Source organism: Arthrobacter sp. JSM 101049 (assembly GCF_041679245.1).
Taxonomy (GTDB): Bacteria; Actinomycetota; Actinomycetes; order Actinomycetales; family Micrococcaceae; genus Arthrobacter_H.
Window position 1 is genome coordinate 195,827 of record NZ_JBGFFC010000005.1, and the last position, 19,985, is coordinate 215,811.

The following is a 19,985-nucleotide window of genomic DNA, read 5'->3' on the forward strand; positions in this document are numbered from 1 at the left end:
CACGCCCTATAGTGGGCGGCAATGAAGTGGTGCAGTCCGCCAGCAGCTCGGGCGCCGACAACCAGGAAAGGCCACGCGTGGGGAAACAACGGATCCGCAACGCGGTCGGCACCGCGGTCCGGGTAGCCGGCCCCACCGCGCTCTGGGGGCGCCTGCGGCAGGCCTTGCCCATCGTGGCGCAATGTGCCGGGGCTGCGGGGGTTGCCTGGTGGTTGGCCTCCACACTACTGGGCCACCCCCGGCCGGTCTTTGCGGCCATCGCCGCCATCATCTGCCTGGCGGGTGGAAAGGGCGAGCGGGCACGCCAGGCGGTCGATCTGGTGGCCGGCGTCCTCGCAGGCGTCGTGGTGGGGGAGATAGTCCGGTATACGGGATCCGGCAGCGGGGTCATGCAGGTCGTGGTGGTGGTCGTGCTGGGCATGCTTGCCGCAGTGGCCATCGACTTCCGCAGACTGGCCTACATCCAGGGGGCCGCCTCCGCACTGGTCGTCCTGGTCCTGCCCCCGCTGCAGAATCCGGGCAGCAGGTTCGTCGATGCCGTGGTGGGAGGGGCACTGGGGCTGCTGGGCAGCCAGGTCCTCTTCACCCCGGACCCGGTCGCCCTGGTCGCCGGCTCCCTGCGTCGCGTGCTCGGCAGGGTCGAGGAGGCGCTCGCGGCCGCGGCACGAGCCATCGATGAAGAGCACCCCGACGCGGCGGACGCCGCAGTCCGACTGGCCCGGGAGGCCCGCAGCGACCTCGCGGAATTGTCGAGCCAGCGCAAGATCGCCCACCAGATCCGGAGGCGGACGGTGCGGGGACGCCGGCGTGCCGCCCGGCTGCGCCAGCTGGACGACATGCTGGACCATGTCGACGTGCTGGTGGCCGCCACGGTGCTCCTCACCCAGGGAACGGTCACCCGGCAAGCCGCCGAGGGAACCCCGCAGGAGGATGTGGCGCGGTTCCTGCGCGAGGCCGCCCGGGATGTTTCCACCGCCGCCGAGGTCCTCGGCGAACGCTCGCGCGGCCATTATGTCGCCCGGCAGTTCAGCGCCCGGGTTCCGGCCGGGCTGGAGGGCGACGTGGGCTCGTACGCGCGGGCCATCGTGGCGTCGCTGGACGCGGTCGCCCCCGTCGGCTCCCGGGACGGGAAGTGACGACGGATCCTACGACGGACCCGGCGCTCAGGCCCTCGGGGTCTTCTTGCGCGCCTTGAGCAATTCGATGCCGATGGGGATCACCGAGAGCAGCACGATGACCACGAAGATGATGTCGATGTTGTTGCCGACCCATTCGTACTGGCCGAGCCAGTGTCCCAGCAGGGTCACACCCACGCCCCAGAGCAACGCGCCGATGAGGTTGAAGGCGATGAACGTGGCGTAGTGCATCTTCGCCACGCCGGCGATCACGGGCACGAACGTGCGCACGATGGGCACGAAGCGGGCCAGGATGACGGCGCGGCCGCCGAAGCGCTCGAAGAACTCGTGCGCCTTGTCGACGTACTCCTTCTTGAAGAAGCGCGACTCCGGCTTGTTGAACACCGCGGGTCCGGCCTTGCGTCCGATCAGGTAGCCGGTCTGGTCGCCGATGAATGCGGCGACGAAGACGCAGAGCGCGAACACCCAGAGGTTCACGTCGATCGCCCCGGTAGCCACCAGCAGCCCGGCGGTGAAGAGCATCGAGTCACCGGGCAGGAAGAACCCGACCAGGAGGCCGGTTTCGGCGAAGACGATGCCGCACACCAGCAGGATGATCCACGGTGCCAGCCGCGGGTCGCGCAGGAAGACGTCGGGGTTCAGGAAGTCCGGCAGCAGGCCGGCCATCTGGGGCTGGAGGAGGGGGACGGCGTCCAGGGTCGGGCTCAGGGCGTCAAGTATCACCTGCCCAGCTTACCGGCGCGATGGCCGCCCACCGGGCGCTGCAGGGCCCGGTGGGCAAAGTGTGGGCAGACTCCCAGCTGGGCCGCCGGGTGGTGCCGCCCCGGTAGAATGGGTCCGTGGCTTTGGACTTTACGGCGATCGACTTCGAGACGGCCAATGGATTTCGCGGGTCGGCCTGTTCGGTCGGCCTCACTCGGGTCAGGGGCGGCAGTATCGTGGAGGAGGCCCAGTGGCTGATGCGGCCGCCGGCGGGCTTCGACCACTTCGACCCGCGCAACGTGCGGATCCACGGCATCACCGCCGAGATGGTCGCCACCGCCCCGCGATTCGGCGAGCTGTTCGCCTCCCTGGGATCCTTCATCGGCGACGACACGCTGGTGGCCCACAATGCCGCGTTCGACCTCGGGGTGATCCGGTCGGCGCTGGAGGTCTCCGAACTCGCCGGGCCGGCCTACGACTTCGCCTGCACCGTGAAGCTGGCCCGCAAGACCTATTCGCTGGAGTCGTACTCGCTGCCCTTCGTCGCCGAGGCCGCAGGGGCACCCATGACCAACCACCACGACGCCCTCGCGGACTCCCGTGCGTGCGCCTCCATCATGATCGACGTCGGACACCGCCATGCCGCCGACTCGGTCGCCTCCGCCGCGACGGCACTGCGCGTGGCGATGGGCCGCGCCGAGGCCTATGCGCCCGGTGGTGCGCTCTCGAAGGCCACCGCAACCGCCCGGGCCCAACTCGCCGCCGGCCGGCTGGTCCCCGAGCAGCCGGCCTGGGCCGGCGGGTGGCCCACCGAGGGGGAGAACCCGGCCCCGAACCCCGATGCCGACCCGTCGCATCCGCTGTGCGGGGAGACCGTCGTCTTCAGCGGGAACCTGTGCATCAGCCGCCCGGAGGCGAAGACCCGGGCTGCCGAGGTCGGGGCCTGCTGTGCCAGCCGCGTCACCCGCGCAACCACGGTGCTGGTGGTCGGCGACGGCTTCGTGCCCGGTGACCTGCACTCCACGCGCCACACCACCAAGGTCCGCCATGCCATGCGCCTGCGCGAAAAGGGCCAGGAGGTCTCGCTGCTCTCGGAGGGCGAATTCCTCCAGCTCGTCGGAGGGGTCTGGCCGGCCGAAGCCTGAGGGCCGACCCGCGTCTGAAGACGGCGGGCAGCTGGAACCGTGCTGTACCTGGCATCGTCCGGACAACCCAGGCGTCATTTTTCGACGTCGACTGCACGGGGGCCCGCATGTATTCCGTATCTACCGCCTCTCCCGAACTCATCATTCGAGGTCGGACGGGTCACTCATCGAGCGCCGATGCCGGTATCCCTTTCGCCTGAAACACTTGTCGGCATCAAGGCACTACTGACCCATGCACCCAGTGGCTTCATGGCCGCTTCCACGCGTTCCGGCATCATGGTTACTCGCGGGCTGAGGTCCTCAGGCGGAAAGTCGTCATCGATGCAAGCGCGCCAGTAATTCTGATGCTTCTCATCAAGCCAATGGTCTGACTGCTCAAGACCCAAACCGGCTGCTCCCTGGATGCTGTACCAATACAGATATCCGACTCCGCCAACAAACTCGGAAAAGATGGTCTCCACATACATCTGTTCGGGCTCCAGAGTTTCCCGAACTACAGCAGCGTTGTCGTTCAGGAATTGAAGCCATTCGTCGACGAGGTCGTGTGCCCCTTCGCGGACACGGAAGCGGGTTAATTCGATCCTCATTGCTCCACAATGCAGCTTTCTGCCACCAGATCCAAACGCTGTCTCGGTTAAGGTTCCCCTTGCGGACATTCAGCGGGATGCGATGGAGAAGCGCCGCCGCTCCCTTCCCGCGGCCCGATATCTGAGTCCGTACCTGGCTAGTCCACTGGCAAGGCGAAGGCGAGTCGCTGTTCGGGTGGGAAAACGTAGGCGTCATCACATCGGTAACCCCTTAACCACTTCTGCCCGTCGACAACGCGGAGGTAGAACCCCTTCGGGTACTCCACGTCCTGGCTCTGCGGGTCGGAGGCGACGTGGATTGCCCCGCTCGGGGCTCGGCCTGCGGACAATACGGAGTCCGGCGCGCTGGCTTGCTCCGTCATAGCCAATCGGAGGTACGGGCCGGTCACCAGAGGGCAGAGCGCGAGGCCTTGGTTCCTTGCAGCGGTGAAAACCGTTGACTGTACCGCTCCGTGCTCGAAGCCAAGCTCGCCGACGGTTTGTTCCACGATTCGCAGGCGTCGGGCCTCAGGCGCGTCGAACACGGGGTGAGCGAGCAGCGTCTCGGCATGGACATTGAGCCAGACGCCCGCTCCGCGCAGCAAACGCAGGAGTTCAGCCCGGGGGTGACCCCCGGCTTGAATAACGAATTCGTCCTCAGTCGCAGTCCCCGCCACGTGCCAATTCTGCATCAGTTCCGGTGGCACGACCAATGGCCAGGGGCGGTTCGGGGTGTCCGGTTGGGCCGGATGAGCTGGCGCAGCCCCCGACAGGTTCCACTGAATTGACTGCCGGTGGTCGGGCTACGGCGCGGTGCCGAGGACGGCCTCGATCCACCGGCGGTGGAGCTCGGCGATGAGGGCATCGGCGGCCGGGGCTGGCGCGGTATCGGCGCGGCGGTGTCCGCAGGCCGAGGCGACCAGTGCCGCCGCATAGGCCGCGGTCGCCGGATCCGGGGCAGCCCCCAGCCGATGCACGACGGCGGTGGCGTCTTGAGCTTCCGTCCCACCATCCGCTGCGCACGGCCGGGCACCGGAACCGGCTGACCGGCGGGAATCGACCTCGGCTCCCGCAGCGGCCAGGGCCGAACGCAGCGCCGCCAGAGCCCCGCCGTCGTTCCCGTCCACCGCGTAGGGGCCGTCGTCGATCTCCTCCAGCAGCTCCGACCAGCGGCCGGTCGCCTCGGCACCGTGCTCCAGTCCGGCGCGGATGGCGCGGGCGGCGATCCCCGCTGCACGGTGCGCTGCCGGGGCGCCGTGGGTCAGGGCCGCGGCGTCGGCGGCAAGCCGGGCCGTCGTGGCGTGGTCGACCCGGGGCAGCAGTGCCATGGCCGCGGCCCGCGGCAGCACGCCCGGGCCATCGGCCGCCGGGAAGGCCGGCCGGCCGGTGCTGGCCATCTGCGGCGCGGACAGGCCCGCGAGGTCCTGCGGATCACCGGGAGCCCAGGGCCGGCCGGAGGAGGCCAGCTCCTGGTCGATCCAGCGCGGAAGCGGTTCGGGGGAGCCGGTGGGGAAGGCGCCGGTGGCGGCGCGGTACCAGCGCAGACCGGCCAGCCACATGCAGGCCGCCTCGTCCGCGGCGACGCCGCCGTTGGCCCATTCGACGGCCTCGAGCAGGCCGTCGAGCAGGAAGAACTGCAGCGTCTCGGTCTGGCCCAGCTCCGCCGTGCCGCGGACCAGCGCCGCGCCGTCGGCACTGGCCTGCAGGACGGCGAGGACGCGGTCGGAAAAGTCGGGGCGGGGCTCGAGGTCCAGTGGTGGTGAAGTCACCCCCGCAGTCTACCGAGCGCGGCCGGCCCGGGAGCCACCGGCTGTGGCAGCCCAGGCAGCGTGCAGGATTCCTTGAGGAGGGCCAGTGGGCAGGCATAGGCTCGCCGCATCCGGCACCTCTGGGGGTGGGGCGCGCCGCGGACGTCGACAGGAGGCACCATGGCTCGCAGCGAGCTGAAGACCATCAAGACCGACATTCCGGCACGGCTGGACCGGTTGCCGTGGTCGCGGTGGCACTGGAAGATCCTCATCGGCCTGGGCACCGTCTGGATCCTGGACGGCCTCGAGGTCACCATCGTAGGAAACATCACCACGCGGCTGTCCGAGGAAGGCAGCGGCATCGACATCACCACAGCGCAGGCCTCCGGCATTGGAGCGGCCATGTATGTGCTCGGCGCCTGCCTCGGCGCGCTGGTCTTCGGCTACCTCACCGACCGGCTGGGCCGGAAGAAGCTGTTCATGATCACCCTGGCGCTGTACCTGGCGGCCACCGCATGCACCGGCCTGGCGACCGAGGCGTGGATGTTCTACGTCTTCCGCTTCCTCACCGGCGCGGGCATCGGCGGCGAGTATGCGGCGATAAACTCGGCGATCGACGAACTGATCCCCTCCAAGCACCGCGGACGGATCGACATCATTGTCAACGGGACGTTCTGGCTCGGTGCCATCGGCGGTTCGCTGCTGTCGATCATCGCGCTGGACACCGACATCTTCCCGGTCGACCTGGGCTGGCGGCTGACCTTCGGGCTGGGGCTGGTCCTGGGGCTGGTGATCCTGCTGGTGCGCCGTTCGGTGCCGGAGAGCCCGCGGTGGCTGTTCATCCACGGGCGCGAGGACGAGGCCGAGAAGCTGGTCAGCGAGATCGAGGAGACGATCCGCCGGGAATCGGGCGGAGACCTGGCCGAACCGGGCCGGAAGATCACCATCCGGCAGCGGCATTCGATCGGCTTCGGCGAGATCGCCGGCACCATGTTCAAGAAGTACCCCAAGCGCGCGACCCTGGGGTTCTCGCTGTTCATCGGCCAGGCGTTCCTCTACAACGCCGTGACGTTCGGCTACGCGACGATCCTCGCCACGTTCTACGACGTCCCCTCGGGCAGCACCGGCTACTACTACGCAGTGATCGCCGCCGGGAACTTCATCGGCCCGCTGGTGCTCTCCCGGCTGTTCGACACCTGGGGCCGGCGTCCGATGATCTCCGGGACCTACCTGCTCTCCGGGGCGATGCTGCTGGCCACCGCCTGGATGTTCAACGCCGGCATCCTCTCGGCGGTGACCCTGACCGCCTGCTGGTGCGTGGCGCTCTTCTTCGCCTCCGCCGGGGCCAGCTCGGCCTACCTGACGGTCTCCGAGGTCTTCCCGATGGAGACCCGTGCGCTGGCCATCGCGTTCTTCTATGCCATCGGCACCGCCGCCGGCGGCATCACCGGCCCGCTGCTGTTCGCCAAGATGGTCGAGACCGGCAAGCCGCTGGACACCGCCATCGCCTTCACCATCGGAGCCGTGCTGATGATGGCTGCAGGCGTGGTGGCCATCTTCTTGGGTGTCAGCGCGGAGCAGAAAGGCCTGGAGGACATCGCCAAACCGCTGAGCCAGGAGTCCGAAGGCGATTAGCCGCGCGTGATCCGCTCCGACGTGCGGCCGCTACCCCGTCTCCTCCAAACGCTGCCGCGGGCCGGACAAGGTACGGCTCCCCGGGGCGTTGTCCGTCGAGTCCCCGTCCACGGCCAGCGTCGCCGCGGCCTCCAACATCGCGGCATGGACGAAGGCCTGGGGCAGGTTCCCTCGGAGTTGGCGTTCCTGCACCCCGTATTCCTCGGTGAACAGGCCGGGGGATCCGCAGGCACAGCGGTTGCGTTCGAACCAGCGCATGGCCTCGGTGCGGTCGCCCTGCTGGGCCAGCGCCAGCGCCATGTCGAAGCCGCAGAGCAGGAAGGCGCCCTCGGAGCGGGAGAGCTCGCGCTCGTCGTGCCGGAACCGGTAGAGGTAGCCCTGCTCGGTCAGCTCCTCGCGGACCGCCTGCAGGGTTGCCACGGTCCGTGGGTCCGCGGGGGAGACCGCCCCCCGCAGGGCCGGGCGCAGCAGCGAGGCATCGACCCGCGGGTCCTCCGGGTTGCGTTGCCACCGGCCGGAGGGGTGGAGGGAGGTGGCCGAGACCTCCGCCATGATCTCCTCGGCCAATGCGATCCAGCGCGCGGCTTCGGGGCCGGGCACATGGGAGGCCAGCGTGCGCAGGCCCGCGACGCAGATGAGCTTGGAGTGCGTCCAATCGCGGTCCTCGAGTTCCCAGATGCCGGCCTCGGGCAGCCGCCAGCGCTTCTCCACCACCCGGATGCACACCTCGACGGCTTCCCAGTGCTCCGGTTGCAGGCGCTGGTGCCGAGCTCCTGCGGCATAGAGCAACAAGGCTTCCCCAAAGGCGTCGAGTTGGTGCTGGCGGTTCGCGTGGTTCCCGATTCGGGCCGGCGCACCGGGGTAGCCGGGCAGGTCCAGATCCTGCTCATCGGGCACGTCGTCGCCGGCGACCGTGTAGGCGGGACGCAATTCCTCTCCGTCGGCCAGGATCCGCGCCGAGATGAAGCGCAGCGCACTATCCAGCAGGGGGTAGGGTCCGCAGGCGGCGACCGCCTGCCCGGCGAAGCATTGGTCGCGCACCCAGGCATAGCGGTAGTCGTAGTTGCGTTGCTGGTTCACGTGCTCGGGCAGCGACGTCGTCGCCGCCGCGACCATGGCCCCGCTGGCGGAGGTCATCCCGCGTAGGACGGCATAGGATTGCCGGGCATCGCGCGGCGCCACCGTGTGGTCCATTGAGGGGACCTCCTGGCGCCAGGCGTGCAGGGAGCCCGCCCAAGCGGTGTCCGCGTCGGGAACCGGCCCGTCGAGTTCCCCTTCCGAGAGCTCCAGCACCAGATCGTGCTCCTGGCCCGCTTCGAGCTCGAGGACCTGGACCAGCCCACCCTCCGGGCGCCGTCGTGCCGTGGGGGCTCCGGTGTAGCGGAAGTGCACCTGCCCCGAGCGGCCGGTCCGCACGCCGTCACGGGTGGATAGCCCGGTCATGGCGTGCCGGCCGAACCCGGCCCGGACATCGAGGGTGATACGCACCCGCGCCGGGGCACCAATCGCCCGGATCCGGCGCAGGAAAACCACGCGTTCCCCGGAGCCGGGGAACGCGAGTGTGCTGTCGCATTCGATGACGCCCACATCCATCTGCCAGCGGCTCCGCCAGACGAGGCTGCCCTCGAGGTACCAGCCGCTGGCGACGAATCCCCGGTCCACCGGGCAGACGGAGAAGGCCCCGGCGCCGCCAAGCAAACCGGAGAACACGGCATCGCTGTCCCAGCGCGGTGCGCACATCCAGGCCACATCGCCGTCGGGTCCGATCAGCGCCCCGCGCTCGCCGTCGGCGACGAGCGCGTAATTGCGCAGGACTTCGGGGGGATGCTGTGGTGCGTTGCTCTCATCGGCCATGCCTGAGTCTATGGACGTCGACGTGTCCCGGGCAATTTCGGCCACACGTCGCCAGCGCGCCGATAACGATGGCACATCATCCCTAGCCGGTTCGGCCCCCGCGTGCCTAGTGTAGGAAGGACGGCGACGGCACCTGAAACCAACGGTCCGAGAACCTGCGTTGGGGATGTCGCCCGCCGTGTCCTGGAAGAGGTGCCCCGGTGAAATTTCTCACGTCCGCCCGCCCGCTCCCGGCCCCGCCGCAGACCCTGCACGGCATCGACCGGATGGTCCGCAACATCGAGACGGGCCGGTTCGAACGCAGCCTCTCGGCCATGACCGCCGTCGGATCGGTCATCACCGCCGCGGAGATCTACTTCGAGCACGACAAGGCCAGCTTCGGCAATCCGAACATGTGGCTGCCGGTCATCGGCGGCCCGATCGGCGCCGCGGCCGGCATTGCCGGGTTCTTCAGCCAGCGGATGGCCAAGACCGCCCTGCCGATCGCCTCCACGCTCATCGTCGCCAACGGGCTGCAGGGGGTGTACCTGCATGCCCGCGGCATCCGGCAAAAACCCGGCGGTTGGAAGAACTTCCGCTACAACATGGAGATGGGTCCGCCCCTGCTGGCCCCGCTGCTCGTGACCCTCGTCGGCGGCATGGGCCTGCTGGCCGCGATCCTGAGGAGGGAGGCATGAGTCCGGCACTGCCCTACCCGCGTTTTCCCGGCTTCGACGTCATGGCCCAGGCCGACCACTGGGACCCGGTGACCCGGGACCTGGTCGAGAACCGCCTGAACCCGGGAACGGCGGCCTCGTTCTTCAGCCTGACCGAGCGCCGCGCAGCGGGTGCCTTGGTCAACCGGCTCACCGGCCAGGATGATGAGCAGATGGTCCCCGTGCTGCCGATGCTCGAGGCACGCCTGGCTGCCGGCACAACCGACGGCTGGCACTACCAGAAGCTCCCGCACGACGCCGACGCCTGGCGCCAATCCCTCCTCCACCTCGACGCCGACGCGCAGGCCAGGCACGGAGCCGACTTCGCCGACTGCTCGTTGGAGGAGCAGAACCAGCTGCTCGAGGACCTCCAAGGTCTCGGGGACGACGAGTGGCACGGACTGTGGATGCGCGGCATCTGGAGCTTGTGGATGCGCTACGTGTGCGCCGAGTTCTACTCGCACCCGCTGGCCTGGCAGGAGATTGGCTTCCCCGGGCCGGCCTTCCCTCGGGGCTACAAAAACATCGGCCTGGACCGCCGCGAAGGCGCCGAGGTCCCGCAAGCCCATCCCGAACAGGGAAGCGAGCCGCGGCCATGAGCGGGGTCCGCGATCGGAACGCCTCGGCCTGGTTGCTGCCCGCCGATGGCACAACCACCAACCACCGGCTCCGCGAGGACATGCGCCGCTACCCGACCACCGAAACCGTCGATGCCGTCGTCGTCGGATGCGGTGCCGGCGGCGGGACCATGCTCCAGCGCCTGGCCCGCGCCGGGTGGAAGGTCGTCGGGCTCGATGCCGGGCCCTTCTGGGACCCGGACCGGGATTGGGTCTCCGACGAGGCCGGATCCCACCAGCTGTTCTGGAACGACCCCCGGGTCATCTCCGGGGCCGACCCGGTGCCGTTGGGCTCGAACAATTCCGGCCGCGGGGTCGGCGGCTCCATGGTCCACTTCGCCGGCTACGTCCCGCGCTTCCACCCCAGCGACTTCCGGACCCAGACCCTGGACGGGGTCGGGGCCGACTGGCCGATCGCCTACGACGACCTCGAGCCCTACTACGGGCAGATCGAGGGCGAACTGCCGGTGGCGGGGGAGGACTGGCCGTGGGGGCGACCGCATTCCTACCCGCACCGCCCGCATCCGGTCGGCGGCAACGGCGAGGTCTTCCAGCGTGGCGCCCACGCCATCGGCCTGCCCACCCGGGTGGGACCGGTCGCCATCGCCAACGGCCGCTTCGGGCACCGCAACCACTGCATCTACCGCGGCTTCTGCCTGCAGGGGTGCAAGGTCAACGCCAAGGCCTCCCCGCTGATCACCCACATCCCCGACGCCCTGGACCACGGCGCGGAGATCCGGGCCGACAGCATGGTCACCCGGATCACCGTCGACGAGCAGACCGGGAAGGCCACCGGCGTGGAGTATGTCAGCGACGGGGTCGCGCATTTCCAGCCCGCCGACGTCGTGATCGTCGCCGGGTACTCCATCGAGACCCCGCGCCTGCTGCTGAACTCGGCGAACAATCGCTTCCCCGACGGGCTGTGCAACGACTTCGACCTGGTCGGACGCTACCTGATGGTCCAGGGCGCCCCGCAGACCGCCGGGCGGATGGACCAGGAAGTGCGGATGTACAAGGCGCCGCCTCCGGAGGTCAGTTGCGAGGAGTACTACGAGACGGACCCGACCAAGCCCTACAAACGCGGCTACTCGATCCAGACGGTCTCGCCCCTGCCGATCACGTGGTCCGAGCACCTCACCGCCCAGGGGTACTGGGGCAAGGAGCTACGTCGCCGGATGAGCGACTACGTCCACTGGGCCAGCCTGGGGGCCCTGTGCGAACTGCTGCCCTTGCCGGGCAACCGGGTGACCCTGGACGAGCAGAAGGACCGGCACGGGCTGCCCGTGGCGAACATGTCCTACTCAATGTGCGACAACGACCGGCAGCTGCTGCAGGCGGCACAGTCGACCATGGAGGACGTGCTCAATGCCGCCGGCGCATCCGAAACCGTGACCATCCAACGCTTCGCCCATCTGGTGGGTGGGGCCCGCATGGCCGCCAGCGAACGCGAGGGCGTGGTGGACGCGGATTGCCGCAGCTTCGCCGTGCCGAACCTCTACATCACCGACGGATCCGTCCTGCCCACCCAGGGCAGCGCCAACCCCGCCCTGACCATCATGGCGTTGGCGGCCCGGGCCGCCGACCGGTTGGTCCGCCACGGCTGACGTCCGGCGGCTCCGGCACCCGCTTCCAGTCCGCTTCAGAAGGAGGAACACCATGCCCCGTCCCGCGGGCCAAACCTGCCCGGTCCACCGCCCGCCCTCACGGGGATCCGTCCCGGCGCGTGCCGGAGGCGGGTCATGACCGACACCCCCGTCACCGGCCTCTCCGCCGCCGTCTACACCATCCCCACGGACGCGCCCGAGGCGGACGGCACCACGGCCTGGTCCTCCACGACCATGGTCCTAGTGCGGGTGCAAGCCGGCGGCCAGGAGGGGCTGGGGTGGACCTACGGCCCCGCCGCCTGTGCCTCCGTGGTGCGGGAGACCCTGGTGGACTGCGTCCTGGGCCGGGAGGCCATGGACATCGCCGGATGCTTCGCCTCCATGCTCGGTGCCGTGCGCAACCAGGGGGCGGCCGGGGTGTGCGGGTACGCCATCTCCGCGGTGGACATCGCGCTGTGGGACCTCAAGGCCCGGCTGCTCGGCCTGCCGCTGCACCGGCTGCTGGGGGCGGTCCGCCAAGACGTCCCGGTCTACGGCAGCGGCGGGTTCACCACGTACGACACCGACCGGCTGCACCGCCAGCTCTCCGGCTGGGTGCACGGCGAAGGGATCCCGCGCGTGAAGATCAAGATCGGCCAGTCATGGGGCACCGAGACCACCCGGGACCTGGAGCGGATCGGTCAGGCCCGGGAGGCCATCGGCGACGATGCCGAGCTCTTCGTCGATGCCAACGGCGGCTACTCCGCCAAGCAGGCGATCCGCATCGCCGAGGCGGCGAGGCACGACGGCGTCACCTGGTTCGAGGAGCCCGTCTCCTCCGATGACCTGGCCGGGTTGGGCCAGGTCCGCGACGCCGTGGCACCGGACGTCGCGGCGGGGGAGTACGGCTCGGACCCGGTGTATTTCCGGCGCATGTGCGCCGCCGGGGCCGTGGACTGCCTGCAGGCCGACGCCACCCGCTGCGGGGGGATCACCGGCTGGTTGCGGGCCGCCGTCGTCGCCCATGCGCATGGGCTCGAGCTCTCCGGGCATTGCGCGCCGCACCTGCACGCCCACGCTGCCGCCTCGATCCCGAACCTGCGGCACCTGGAGTGGTTCCACGACCACGTGCGCATCGAGAACCTCTTCTTCGACGGGACGCTGCCACCCACCGGCGGGGTCATCCGCCCGGACCCCGACGTCCCCGGGCTGGGGCTGGTCTTCCGCGAGGCCCACGCCCGGCCCTACGCCGTCGACTAGGACGGGCGTCGGCCAGGGCCTGTGGCAGGCACCATCCACAGCACCACGGGCCCGCACCAAAGGGTCGGCCGCGCTCGATAGTGTGGGTCCATGCGGATCTTGCACACTTCCGACTGGCACCTGGGCCGGTCGTTCCACGGCGCCGGCCTCCTGGGCGCCCAGCGCGGCTTCATCGACGCCCTGCTGGACACGGTCACCACGAAGCAGGTCGACGTCGTGCTCATCGCCGGCGACGTTTACGACCGGGCGCTGCCCTCGGTGGACGCGGTCACCTTGTTCGACGATGCCGTCGTGCGCCTGCGCGAGGCCGGGGCCACCGTCATCGCCACCAGCGGCAACCACGACTCGGCCCTGCGGCTGGGCTTCGGCTCGCGGCTGCTCGGCCGGGCCGGCCTGCACCTGCGCACCCAGCTCGCCGACCTCGACACCCCGGTCGTCCTGGATGGCGACGGGTTCTCGGTGGCGGTCTACGGGCTGCCCTACCTGGAACCGCGGATGGTGGCCGAAACGCTCGGGGTGGACGCCCCCGGCCACCCGCCCGTCGTGCGGGCCGCACTGGACCGCGTCCGCCGGGACCTCTCCGTGCGCCGCGCCCAGGCCGGAACGCCGGTGCACTCGCTGGTCATGGCCCATGTCTTCGCGGCCAGCGGGCAGGCCAGCGACTCCGAACGCGAACTGAGCATCGGCGGGCTGGACATCGTGCCGATCGAGGAGTTCGCCGACGTCGACTACGCGGCCCTGGGCCACCTGCACGGACGCCAACGCCTGGCCGAGACCATCCGCTACTCCGGCTCGCCCATGGCCTACTCGTTCTCCGAGGCGAACCACCGCAAGGGCGCCTGGCTGCTGGAGGTCACCGCCGACGGCGTGGGCTCCATCGAGCCGGTCGACTGGCCGGCCGCCCGGGAACTGCGCGTGCTGCGCGGCGCCCTTGGGGACCTGCTGGCCGATCCCGCCTTGGCCGGTGCCGAGGCCGCCTGGTGCCAGGTCACCCTCACGGACCGGGACCGTCCGGCCCAGGCCATGGAGCGGCTGCGCGCACGTTTCCCCGGCACCCTGGTGCTCCACTTCGAACCGGAGGGACGCCCCGCCGCCGTCGAACGCACCTACCGCGACCGGCTCGCCGCCGCCGAGAACCCGCTGGAGGTCTGCACCGGCTTCATCGACCACGTCCGCCAACGCCCGCCCTCGGAACCCGAAGCCGAACTGCTCGGCCGCATCCTCGACGAGGCCACCAGCGGGCAGGTCGCGAGATGAGGATCCACCATCTGGAGGTCGCCGCCTTCGGGCCCTTCGCCCACCGCCAGACGATCGACTTCGACGAGCTCTCCGCCGCCGGGCTCTTCCTGCTCAACGGCGAGACCGGGGCCGGGAAGACCAGCATCCTCGACGCCATCTGCTACGCGCTCTACGCCGGCCTGCCCGGTGCCCGGGAAGGCTCCAAGGCGCTGCGCAGCGACCACGCCGGACCCGCGGACGCACCCGAGGTCCGCCTGGACTTCAGCACCGGCGGCCGGCGCTTCGAGGTCACCCGGTCCCCGCAATGGCAGCGCCCCTCCAAACGCGGTGCGGGCAAGACCACCACGGCGCAGGCCCAGAGCCGGCTGCGCGAACTCGTCGACGGCCAGTGGCGGGAGGTCTCCACCCGCAACGACGAGGTCGCGGCCGAACTGCGCGAGGTCATCGGGCTGGGCAAGGACGAATTCACCAAGGTCGCCATGCTCCCGCAGGGCGCCTTCGCCGCATTCCTGCGCGCCAAGGACAAGGAACGCGAGGACCTGCTCAAGACCCTGTTCGACACACGCCTCTACGGCAGCGTCGAGTCCCTGCTCGCGGACGAATTCACGGCCGCCCGCACGGCCGCCGCAGAGGCCGAACGCTCCCGCCAGACGGCCATCACCCAACTCGTCGAGGACGCAGCCACCTCGCTGTACGACGGTGAAACCCCTCTTCCTGCCGAACTCGCCGCCGGCGATGCCGCAGCGGATCAGGCTCCGGCGGAGGCGGTTGATACCGCGCGCCTGCTGCCGCTGCTGGCCATCCGGCTCGAAGAGCGCACCGCGGCACTCGACGCCGAACGGACCGCCGCGGAAGCGGCAGCCACCACGGCACGCACCACCGCCACCTCGCTGGCCGCTGCCGCCGACCGGCACCGTGCCCTGGCCGAATTGGAGGCCCTGCGCGCCTCCCACACCGCGAAGGCAACCCACATCGCCGACGCCGAAGCACGATTGGCCCTCGACGCCCGCGCCACGGCGATCTCCGCCGCGGAGGCGGGACGCCGCCGCACCGCTCAGGCCGTCGACGCCGCGGAAACCGCGTGGGAGGCCGCAGAGCGCGGCACCGCCGACGGGCTGGCCGCAGCGTATCTGGAGCAGGCGTCCGTCTCCGGGGATTCCGCCGCCCCGGCCCACCGTGCCGGCGACGCGGCGTCCCGGGCCACCGGGGACGCGGCAGTGCTCGCCGCGGCGCTGCCCGACGAACGCGAACTGGCCGACCGGACCGCCGAACTGGCCCGGGCCGGCGCGGAGCACGAACGCCGCTCCGCCGACCTGGCCGAACGGCAGAAGGAACAGGAGACGCTGGAGGCATCGCTGCCTGGATTGCGCGACCAGGCGGAGGCACTGGCCGGCACCGCCAACACCCTGCCGTCCCTCACGGCCGAACGCGACGCGGCGGCCCGCCGGGTCGAGGCCGTGGCCGCACGCGCGGCCGCAGACACCGCAGCCAGCCAGGCCCACGAAGCCTGGGCCGCCGCCAAGGACCGGCAGCTGGCCGACCGCGAACGCCTCCTGGACCTCGGGCGCACCCGTGTGGCCCAGGCCGCCGCCTGGTTGGCCCGCGAACTGGTCCCCGGAGCGGCCTGCCTGGTCTGCGGGGCCACGGAACATCCCGCACCGGCCACGCTCATCGAAGGCGACCTCGTCGAGGAAGAGGACGAGGAAGCAGCCCGCAGTACCGCCCAGGCCAGCGAAGCGGCGGAGAATAGGGCAGCGGAATCCTTGCGCCGTGCCCGCGAGGCGGCATCGCTGGCCGCCGGGCAGGCGGGGGAGTACACCGCCGAGCAGGCGCAGGACGCGCTCGAGGCAGCGGCGACCGCGCTGGCGGACGCCACCACCAGTGCAGAACGGGCCCAGAAGGCACGCTCCACGCTGGATCAGGCCGTCGAGGACAGCGAGCTCCTGCGTGCCGCCAACACGGCCGAGGCGACATCGCTGTCCGCCGTCGCGGCGCGGATCGAGCAGCTGCACACCGGGATCACCGCCCTGGAATCCCGGCTCCAGCAGCTGCGCGGCGACGATGGCTCGTTGCAGGCCCGGCACGACCGGATCGTCGAGGCCCGCCAGGCGCTCGAGACCCTCGCCGCAGCTGCCCGCACCTTCGATGAGGCCCGCGGCGTCGCCGATACCGCGGCGCGATCCTGGCAGGAGGAACGCACGGCGGCAGGCTTCCCGGACGACGAGGCCTGGACCGGGGCCCTGCTCGACGTCGATGCCCGGGCCGCTGCCCGGCAGGACGTCGCGGCGCATACCGCCGAAGGCGTGCGCATCGAGACCCTGGCTGGCACCGAGGCCGTCACGGCGGCAGCAGCCGAGGCGGCACAAGGCATCGGCGCGCCGGCACAGGAGGCACTGGAGGCCGCAGGCGCAGCCGCCACGGAGACCGCGGCAACACGGGACGCTGTGCTCCAGCGCGGTGCCGTGCTCCAGGCCTATGCGGCGCGTTTCGAACGGCGCAGAGCCGACCTGCGGCGTCTCGAGGAGGAACAAGGCGCCGTTCTGGACCGGTTCGAGACGGTCAAGTCGATGGCCGATGCCGCCCGCGGGATGGGGGAGAACCGGTTCAAGATGACCCTGTCCACGTACGTGTTGGCCGCCCGGCTCGAGGCCGTTGCAGCGGCTGCCACCGAACGACTGCTGGTCATGAGCGGGGAACGCTACTCATTGGTCCACGACGACAGCCCGAAGGGCAACGCCAAGTCAGGGCTCGGCCTCCACGTGCTCGATGCCTGGACGGGCCACCGCCGGGACACGCAGACCCTCTCCGGTGGAGAATCCTTCATGGCCTCCCTGGCCCTCGCCCTGGGCCTGGCCGACGTCATCCAGCAGCAATCCGGTGGCATCGACATCGAGACGCTCTTCGTCGACGAGGGGTTCGGGTCGCTCGACGAAGGTGCCCTGGAAATGGTCATGGATGCCTTGGACGGCCTGCGGCGCGGCGGCCGCGTCGTCGGACTGGTCAGCCACGTCGCTGACATGAAGCAGCGCATCCCCGCCCAGCTGCGCGTGCGCAAGGAACGGACCGGTTCCACGGCACGGGTCGTGATGGCCGACGCGGTAGAATAGAAGCTGTTCACAGGGTTGGGCGCTCCGGGTGGTTGGGACGGGCGCGGCTTTGAGGAACCACAAAATCATCATGGATACCCCGACGCCGGTGCCACCCGGCGCAGCGTCCGAGACCACCACGTCCACCACCCAGCGCGGCAGCTTCCGCAGCCTGCTTGAATTGGCCGGGCCAGCCTTCTTCCCGCTGGCCTTCTTCGCCCGCCTGCCGTTGGCAATGCTCACGATCGGCACCTTGACCCTGGTCAGCACCGCCACCGGTTCCTACGCCAGCGGCGGGATTGCCGCCGGTGCCGTGGGCATCGGATCGGCCATCGGCGCACCGCTGATCGGCTACGCGGCCGACCGCCTCGGCCAGCGCGCGGTCCTCATTCCCATCGCACTGGTCCACGCCGTCGTTGTGGCGGCCTTGATCGTCACCGGAGCGGGCATCATGGCCAGCCCGGCAGTCGTGGTCGCCATCATGGCCTTTACCGCTGGAGCCACCTGCCCGCAGGTCGGGCCCCTGGCCCGCGTGCGGTGGATGTCGCTGACGACGAACCGGCCACGTGGGCGCCGCGAACTGGAAACGGCGTTGAGCTATGAGAGCACCGTCGACGAGCTGACCTTCGTGATGGGCCCCGCCCTCGTCGGGGTCCTGGCCTCGCTCGTCGCACCGTGGCTGCCGCTGGCCCTGGCCGCCGTGGTGACAGCGGCGCTGGTCCCGGCATTTGCCGTGCACCGCACAGGCCAAGCCATCCGCCTCGATCGGCCCACGGGCGGACCGGCCTCGGGGACGGGCTGGGCGAGGGGACGCATCATCCGTGTCGGTCTCTGCGTCCTGGGCATGATCGGCATGGGGACCATCTTCGGTTCGGTATCGGCGGGCGCGGTGTCCTTCGCGGGTGCCTTCGGGCAAGCCAGTGCCGGTGGATTGCTGTACGCCGCACTCGGGTTGACGTCGGCGGTGGCGGCCCTATCGGTCTCGGTCTGGCCGAAGGGATGGGCGCAGCCCCTGCGTTGGGCCGGCTGCGCCCTGGTACTGGTCCCGCTGGCCTTGCTGCTGCAGGTCCCGCAGTCGATCGGGACGATGGTGGTGTTCCTGCTCCTGGTCGGTGTGCCCATCGGCCCGATCATGGTCACCATCTTCACCGTCGGCGGAGACGTGGCGCCGCTGGGCCGGATGGGAACGGTCATGACGATGCTGGCAAGTGGCATCGTGGTGGGAACCGCCATCGGCAACGGCTTGGCAGGCGTCATGGCCGAAGTCGTCGGGCCCCAGGGCGCGTTCCAAGTCGCGGCCGCTGCCGCCGTCGTGCTGTTCCTCGCCGGTGCCGGGATGTTCGCGCTCGGACGTGTCCGGCGCACGACGTCCGGCTGACAAAACCGCGGTGTTGAGCGCTCCCTGACTGGCGTCTTTTCGGGTGTGCACCCGCTCTCAGGTACCGAGGGTACGTTCGACGGCGACGGCCGCAGCGGCCACCTGCCGCCCCACCTCGTCGACGTCGATCGTCCGGGTCTCCGTGGCGTACACGACCGCAAGCGCTGCCGGATCCTGTCCTGGGATGCGCAGCGGCGCGGCTAGGGACGTCACCCCGGGGATGACTTCGTTGATGCTGGTGGCGTAGCCCAGCTCCCTGGCCACCACGGCTTCATCGCGGAACGGGTGCCCCGGGGCGATGTGCTCCCACTCGGCCGGCGTCAAGGCGGACTGGATCGCGATGCCGGGGGCACCACGCGAGAGCGGGTGGCGCGAGCCCGGGCGCTGGAGGACGGTGGCATGGCCTTGCCGCGGCTCCACGCTCACCAAGGTGACGCAGTCGTCGTGGTCCCAGACGACGATGAAGGCGCTCATCTGCAATTCGTTGGCCAGCACTGTCAGCTCCGGCAACGCCGCCGACTGCAGGTCGCGCTGGACCCCGCGGGCCAGTGCCGCCAGGCCCGGGGCGCCTTGCAGCCGCCCATTGTCGTCCCGCCGCACCAGGGCGTGGTCCTCCAAGGTGCGCAAAATCCGGTAGGCGATGGACCGGTGCACGCCCAGCTCGTCCGCCAGCTCAGCAATTGTCGGCGCATCCTGGCGGTCGGTGATGATCTCCAGCGCGCGCAGGCCACGGGAGAGGGTCTGTGACGCAGAGGTCGTCGGGCTGGCCGGGCTCAATGGGGCTCCGCTTCTCGAGATGGGGGGCATGACAACCCCTTGTGCTGCAGATCACCGTACGGCGGTCCTTGCGTGTTCGTTAATCGAACGTCATGTTCAAATATAGAACCATCTTGAATTTCGGGGCAAGAGGCTGCGCGCGAACTCACTGAAGCAAGGGCGTCAAGGTGGCCGTGAACGCTCTGGAGGCCGACGGGGACGTCGCGGATCGCAACGTCAACGAAGGCTTCCCTGTCCTCGGGGAGGCCGATTTCGGCTTGGATGTGGACGCCCTGAAGTTCGCGTCCGAGCGCGTCATCCGCTGCGCGGAAACGAATGCGATGGGCACTCTGCTCATCGCCCGCTGCATGCGACTCCTGCGCCATATCAAGCAGGACCCCACCTTTTCGGGTGGGGTCCTGTGGTTTCTTAAGGCGTGTGCACGGCGGGTTCGGAATCCGGTGGTGCTGCTGGGTCCGGTGTTAGAAGGGTGGTTCTGCTGGTGGTTCCGGTGGGGCGTCGGGTTCGGTGCCGAAGGGGTACTCGTGTTCACCGGGACGTTCGATGCGCCGGGGACCGTATTCG

The 19,985-nt window shown here is 70.1% G+C and carries 15 protein-coding genes and 1 pseudogene; 11 read left to right on the forward strand and 5 right to left on the reverse strand.

The window, feature by feature from the left end:
• Positions 1-77 precede the first annotated feature (77 nt).
• Complete coding sequence (locus tag AB8M85_RS14390) at positions 78-1,136, forward strand: FUSC family protein (RefSeq protein WP_372699523.1); 1,059 nt, start codon at positions 78-80, stop codon at positions 1,134-1,136.
• Positions 1,137-1,163: 27 nt separating this feature from the next.
• Here AB8M85_RS14390 and AB8M85_RS14395 read toward each other — a convergent pair whose 3' ends face one another.
• Complete coding sequence (locus tag AB8M85_RS14395; RefSeq protein ID WP_372699543.1) at positions 1,164-1,802, reverse strand: DedA family protein; 639 nt, start codon at positions 1,800-1,802, stop codon at positions 1,164-1,166.
• 173 nt (positions 1,803-1,975) lie between these two features.
• Here AB8M85_RS14395 and AB8M85_RS14400 point away from each other — a divergent pair, with 173 nt between their 5' ends.
• On the forward strand, positions 1,976-2,983 hold the full coding sequence (locus AB8M85_RS14400; protein WP_372699524.1) for an exonuclease domain-containing protein: 1,008 nt from the start codon (positions 1,976-1,978) through the stop codon (positions 2,981-2,983).
• A 164-nt stretch (positions 2,984-3,147) separates the two neighbouring features.
• Here the strand turns inward: AB8M85_RS14400 and AB8M85_RS14405 are convergent, their stop codons facing one another.
• Together AB8M85_RS14405 and AB8M85_RS14410 are read right to left on the reverse strand one after the other, a co-directional pair.
• The gene (locus tag AB8M85_RS14405) at positions 3,148-3,570 is read right to left on the reverse strand and encodes a DUF6176 family protein (RefSeq protein ID WP_372699525.1); all 423 of its coding nucleotides are present in this window, start codon (positions 3,568-3,570) and stop codon (positions 3,148-3,150) included.
• Between the two features lie 782 nt (positions 3,571-4,352).
• Positions 4,353-5,318: an ADP-ribosylglycohydrolase family protein gene (locus AB8M85_RS14410; protein WP_372699526.1), complete on the reverse strand. Its 966-nt coding sequence runs from the start codon at positions 5,316-5,318 to the stop codon at positions 4,353-4,355.
• A 159-nt stretch (positions 5,319-5,477) separates the two neighbouring features.
• Between AB8M85_RS14410 and AB8M85_RS14415 the strand changes: the two genes are divergently transcribed.
• The gene (locus AB8M85_RS14415; RefSeq protein WP_372699527.1) at positions 5,478-6,932 is read left to right on the forward strand and encodes an MFS transporter; all 1,455 of its coding nucleotides are present in this window, start codon (positions 5,478-5,480) and stop codon (positions 6,930-6,932) included.
• 30 nt (positions 6,933-6,962) lie between these two features.
• Here the strand turns inward: AB8M85_RS14415 and AB8M85_RS14420 are convergent, their stop codons facing one another.
• On the reverse strand, positions 6,963-8,786 hold the full coding sequence (locus tag AB8M85_RS14420; RefSeq protein ID WP_372699528.1) for a glycoside hydrolase family 15 protein: 1,824 nt from the start codon (positions 8,784-8,786) through the stop codon (positions 6,963-6,965).
• Between the two features lie 200 nt (positions 8,787-8,986).
• Here AB8M85_RS14420 and AB8M85_RS14425 point away from each other — a divergent pair, with 200 nt between their 5' ends.
• The 7 genes from AB8M85_RS14425 to AB8M85_RS14455 all read left to right on the forward strand — a co-directional run bounded on the left by AB8M85_RS14425 (position 8,987) and on the right by AB8M85_RS14455 (position 18,644).
• Positions 8,987-9,463, forward strand: coding sequence for a hypothetical protein (locus tag AB8M85_RS14425; RefSeq protein WP_372699529.1), 477 nt, complete (start codon positions 8,987-8,989; stop codon positions 9,461-9,463).
• On the forward strand, positions 9,460-10,080 hold the full coding sequence (locus AB8M85_RS14430) for a gluconate 2-dehydrogenase subunit 3 family protein (protein ID WP_372699530.1): 621 nt from the start codon (positions 9,460-9,462) through the stop codon (positions 10,078-10,080). The genes AB8M85_RS14425 and AB8M85_RS14430 overlap by 4 nt, the downstream gene beginning before the upstream one ends.
• Entirely contained in the window at positions 10,077-11,702 is a 1,626-nt protein-coding gene (locus AB8M85_RS14435) for a GMC family oxidoreductase (RefSeq protein WP_372699531.1), read from the forward strand. The genes AB8M85_RS14430 and AB8M85_RS14435 overlap by 4 nt, the downstream gene beginning before the upstream one ends.
• Before the next feature lie 135 nt (positions 11,703-11,837).
• On the forward strand, positions 11,838-12,941 hold the full coding sequence (locus AB8M85_RS14440) for an enolase C-terminal domain-like protein (protein WP_372699532.1): 1,104 nt from the start codon (positions 11,838-11,840) through the stop codon (positions 12,939-12,941).
• A 90-nt stretch (positions 12,942-13,031) separates the two neighbouring features.
• Entirely contained in the window at positions 13,032-14,198 is a 1,167-nt protein-coding gene (locus tag AB8M85_RS14445) for an exonuclease SbcCD subunit D (protein WP_372699533.1), read from the forward strand.
• Positions 14,195-17,287, forward strand: coding sequence for an AAA family ATPase (locus AB8M85_RS14450; protein ID WP_372699534.1), 3,093 nt, complete (start codon positions 14,195-14,197; stop codon positions 17,285-17,287). The genes AB8M85_RS14445 and AB8M85_RS14450 overlap by 4 nt, the downstream gene beginning before the upstream one ends.
• Before the next feature lie 70 nt (positions 17,288-17,357).
• Positions 17,358-18,644: an MFS transporter gene (locus AB8M85_RS14455; RefSeq protein WP_372699535.1), complete on the forward strand. Its 1,287-nt coding sequence runs from the start codon at positions 17,358-17,360 to the stop codon at positions 18,642-18,644.
• A gap of 57 nt (positions 18,645-18,701) precedes the next feature.
• Here the strand turns inward: AB8M85_RS14455 and AB8M85_RS14460 are convergent, their stop codons facing one another.
• A complete protein-coding gene (locus tag AB8M85_RS14460; protein ID WP_372699536.1) occupies positions 18,702-19,451 on the reverse strand; it encodes an IclR family transcriptional regulator in 750 nt (249 codons plus the stop codon).
• Positions 19,452-19,594: 143 nt separating this feature from the next.
• Here AB8M85_RS14460 and AB8M85_RS14465 point away from each other — a divergent pair.
• Positions 19,595-19,985 (forward strand): annotated as a pseudogene (locus tag AB8M85_RS14465) (hypothetical protein); the annotation flags it as partial.

Excerpts from the sequence above, each read along its gene's own strand:
- AB8M85_RS14395 (WP_372699543.1), bottom strand. The coding sequence starts at position 1,802 with ATGGCCGGCCTGCTGCCGGACTTCCTGAACCCCGACGTCTTCCTGCGC.
- AB8M85_RS14405 (WP_372699525.1), bottom strand. The coding sequence starts at position 3,570 with ATGAGGATCGAATTAACCCGCTTCCGTGTCCGCGAAGGGGCACACGAC.
- AB8M85_RS14415 (WP_372699527.1), top strand. The coding sequence starts at position 5,478 with ATGGCTCGCAGCGAGCTGAAGACCATCAAGACCGACATTCCGGCACGG.
- AB8M85_RS14420 (WP_372699528.1), bottom strand. The coding sequence starts at position 8,786 with ATGGCCGATGAGAGCAACGCACCACAGCATCCCCCCGAAGTCCTGCGC.
- AB8M85_RS14430 (WP_372699530.1), top strand. The coding sequence starts at position 9,460 with ATGAGTCCGGCACTGCCCTACCCGCGTTTTCCCGGCTTCGACGTCATG.
- AB8M85_RS14435 (WP_372699531.1), top strand. The coding sequence starts at position 10,077 with ATGAGCGGGGTCCGCGATCGGAACGCCTCGGCCTGGTTGCTGCCCGCC.
- AB8M85_RS14440 (WP_372699532.1), top strand. The coding sequence starts at position 11,838 with ATGACCGACACCCCCGTCACCGGCCTCTCCGCCGCCGTCTACACCATC.
- AB8M85_RS14445 (WP_372699533.1), top strand. The coding sequence starts at position 13,032 with ATGCGGATCTTGCACACTTCCGACTGGCACCTGGGCCGGTCGTTCCAC.
- AB8M85_RS14450 (WP_372699534.1), top strand. The coding sequence starts at position 14,195 with ATGAGGATCCACCATCTGGAGGTCGCCGCCTTCGGGCCCTTCGCCCAC.
- AB8M85_RS14455 (WP_372699535.1), top strand. The coding sequence starts at position 17,358 with ATGGATACCCCGACGCCGGTGCCACCCGGCGCAGCGTCCGAGACCACC.
- AB8M85_RS14460 (WP_372699536.1), bottom strand. The coding sequence starts at position 19,451 with ATGCCCCCCATCTCGAGAAGCGGAGCCCCATTGAGCCCGGCCAGCCCG.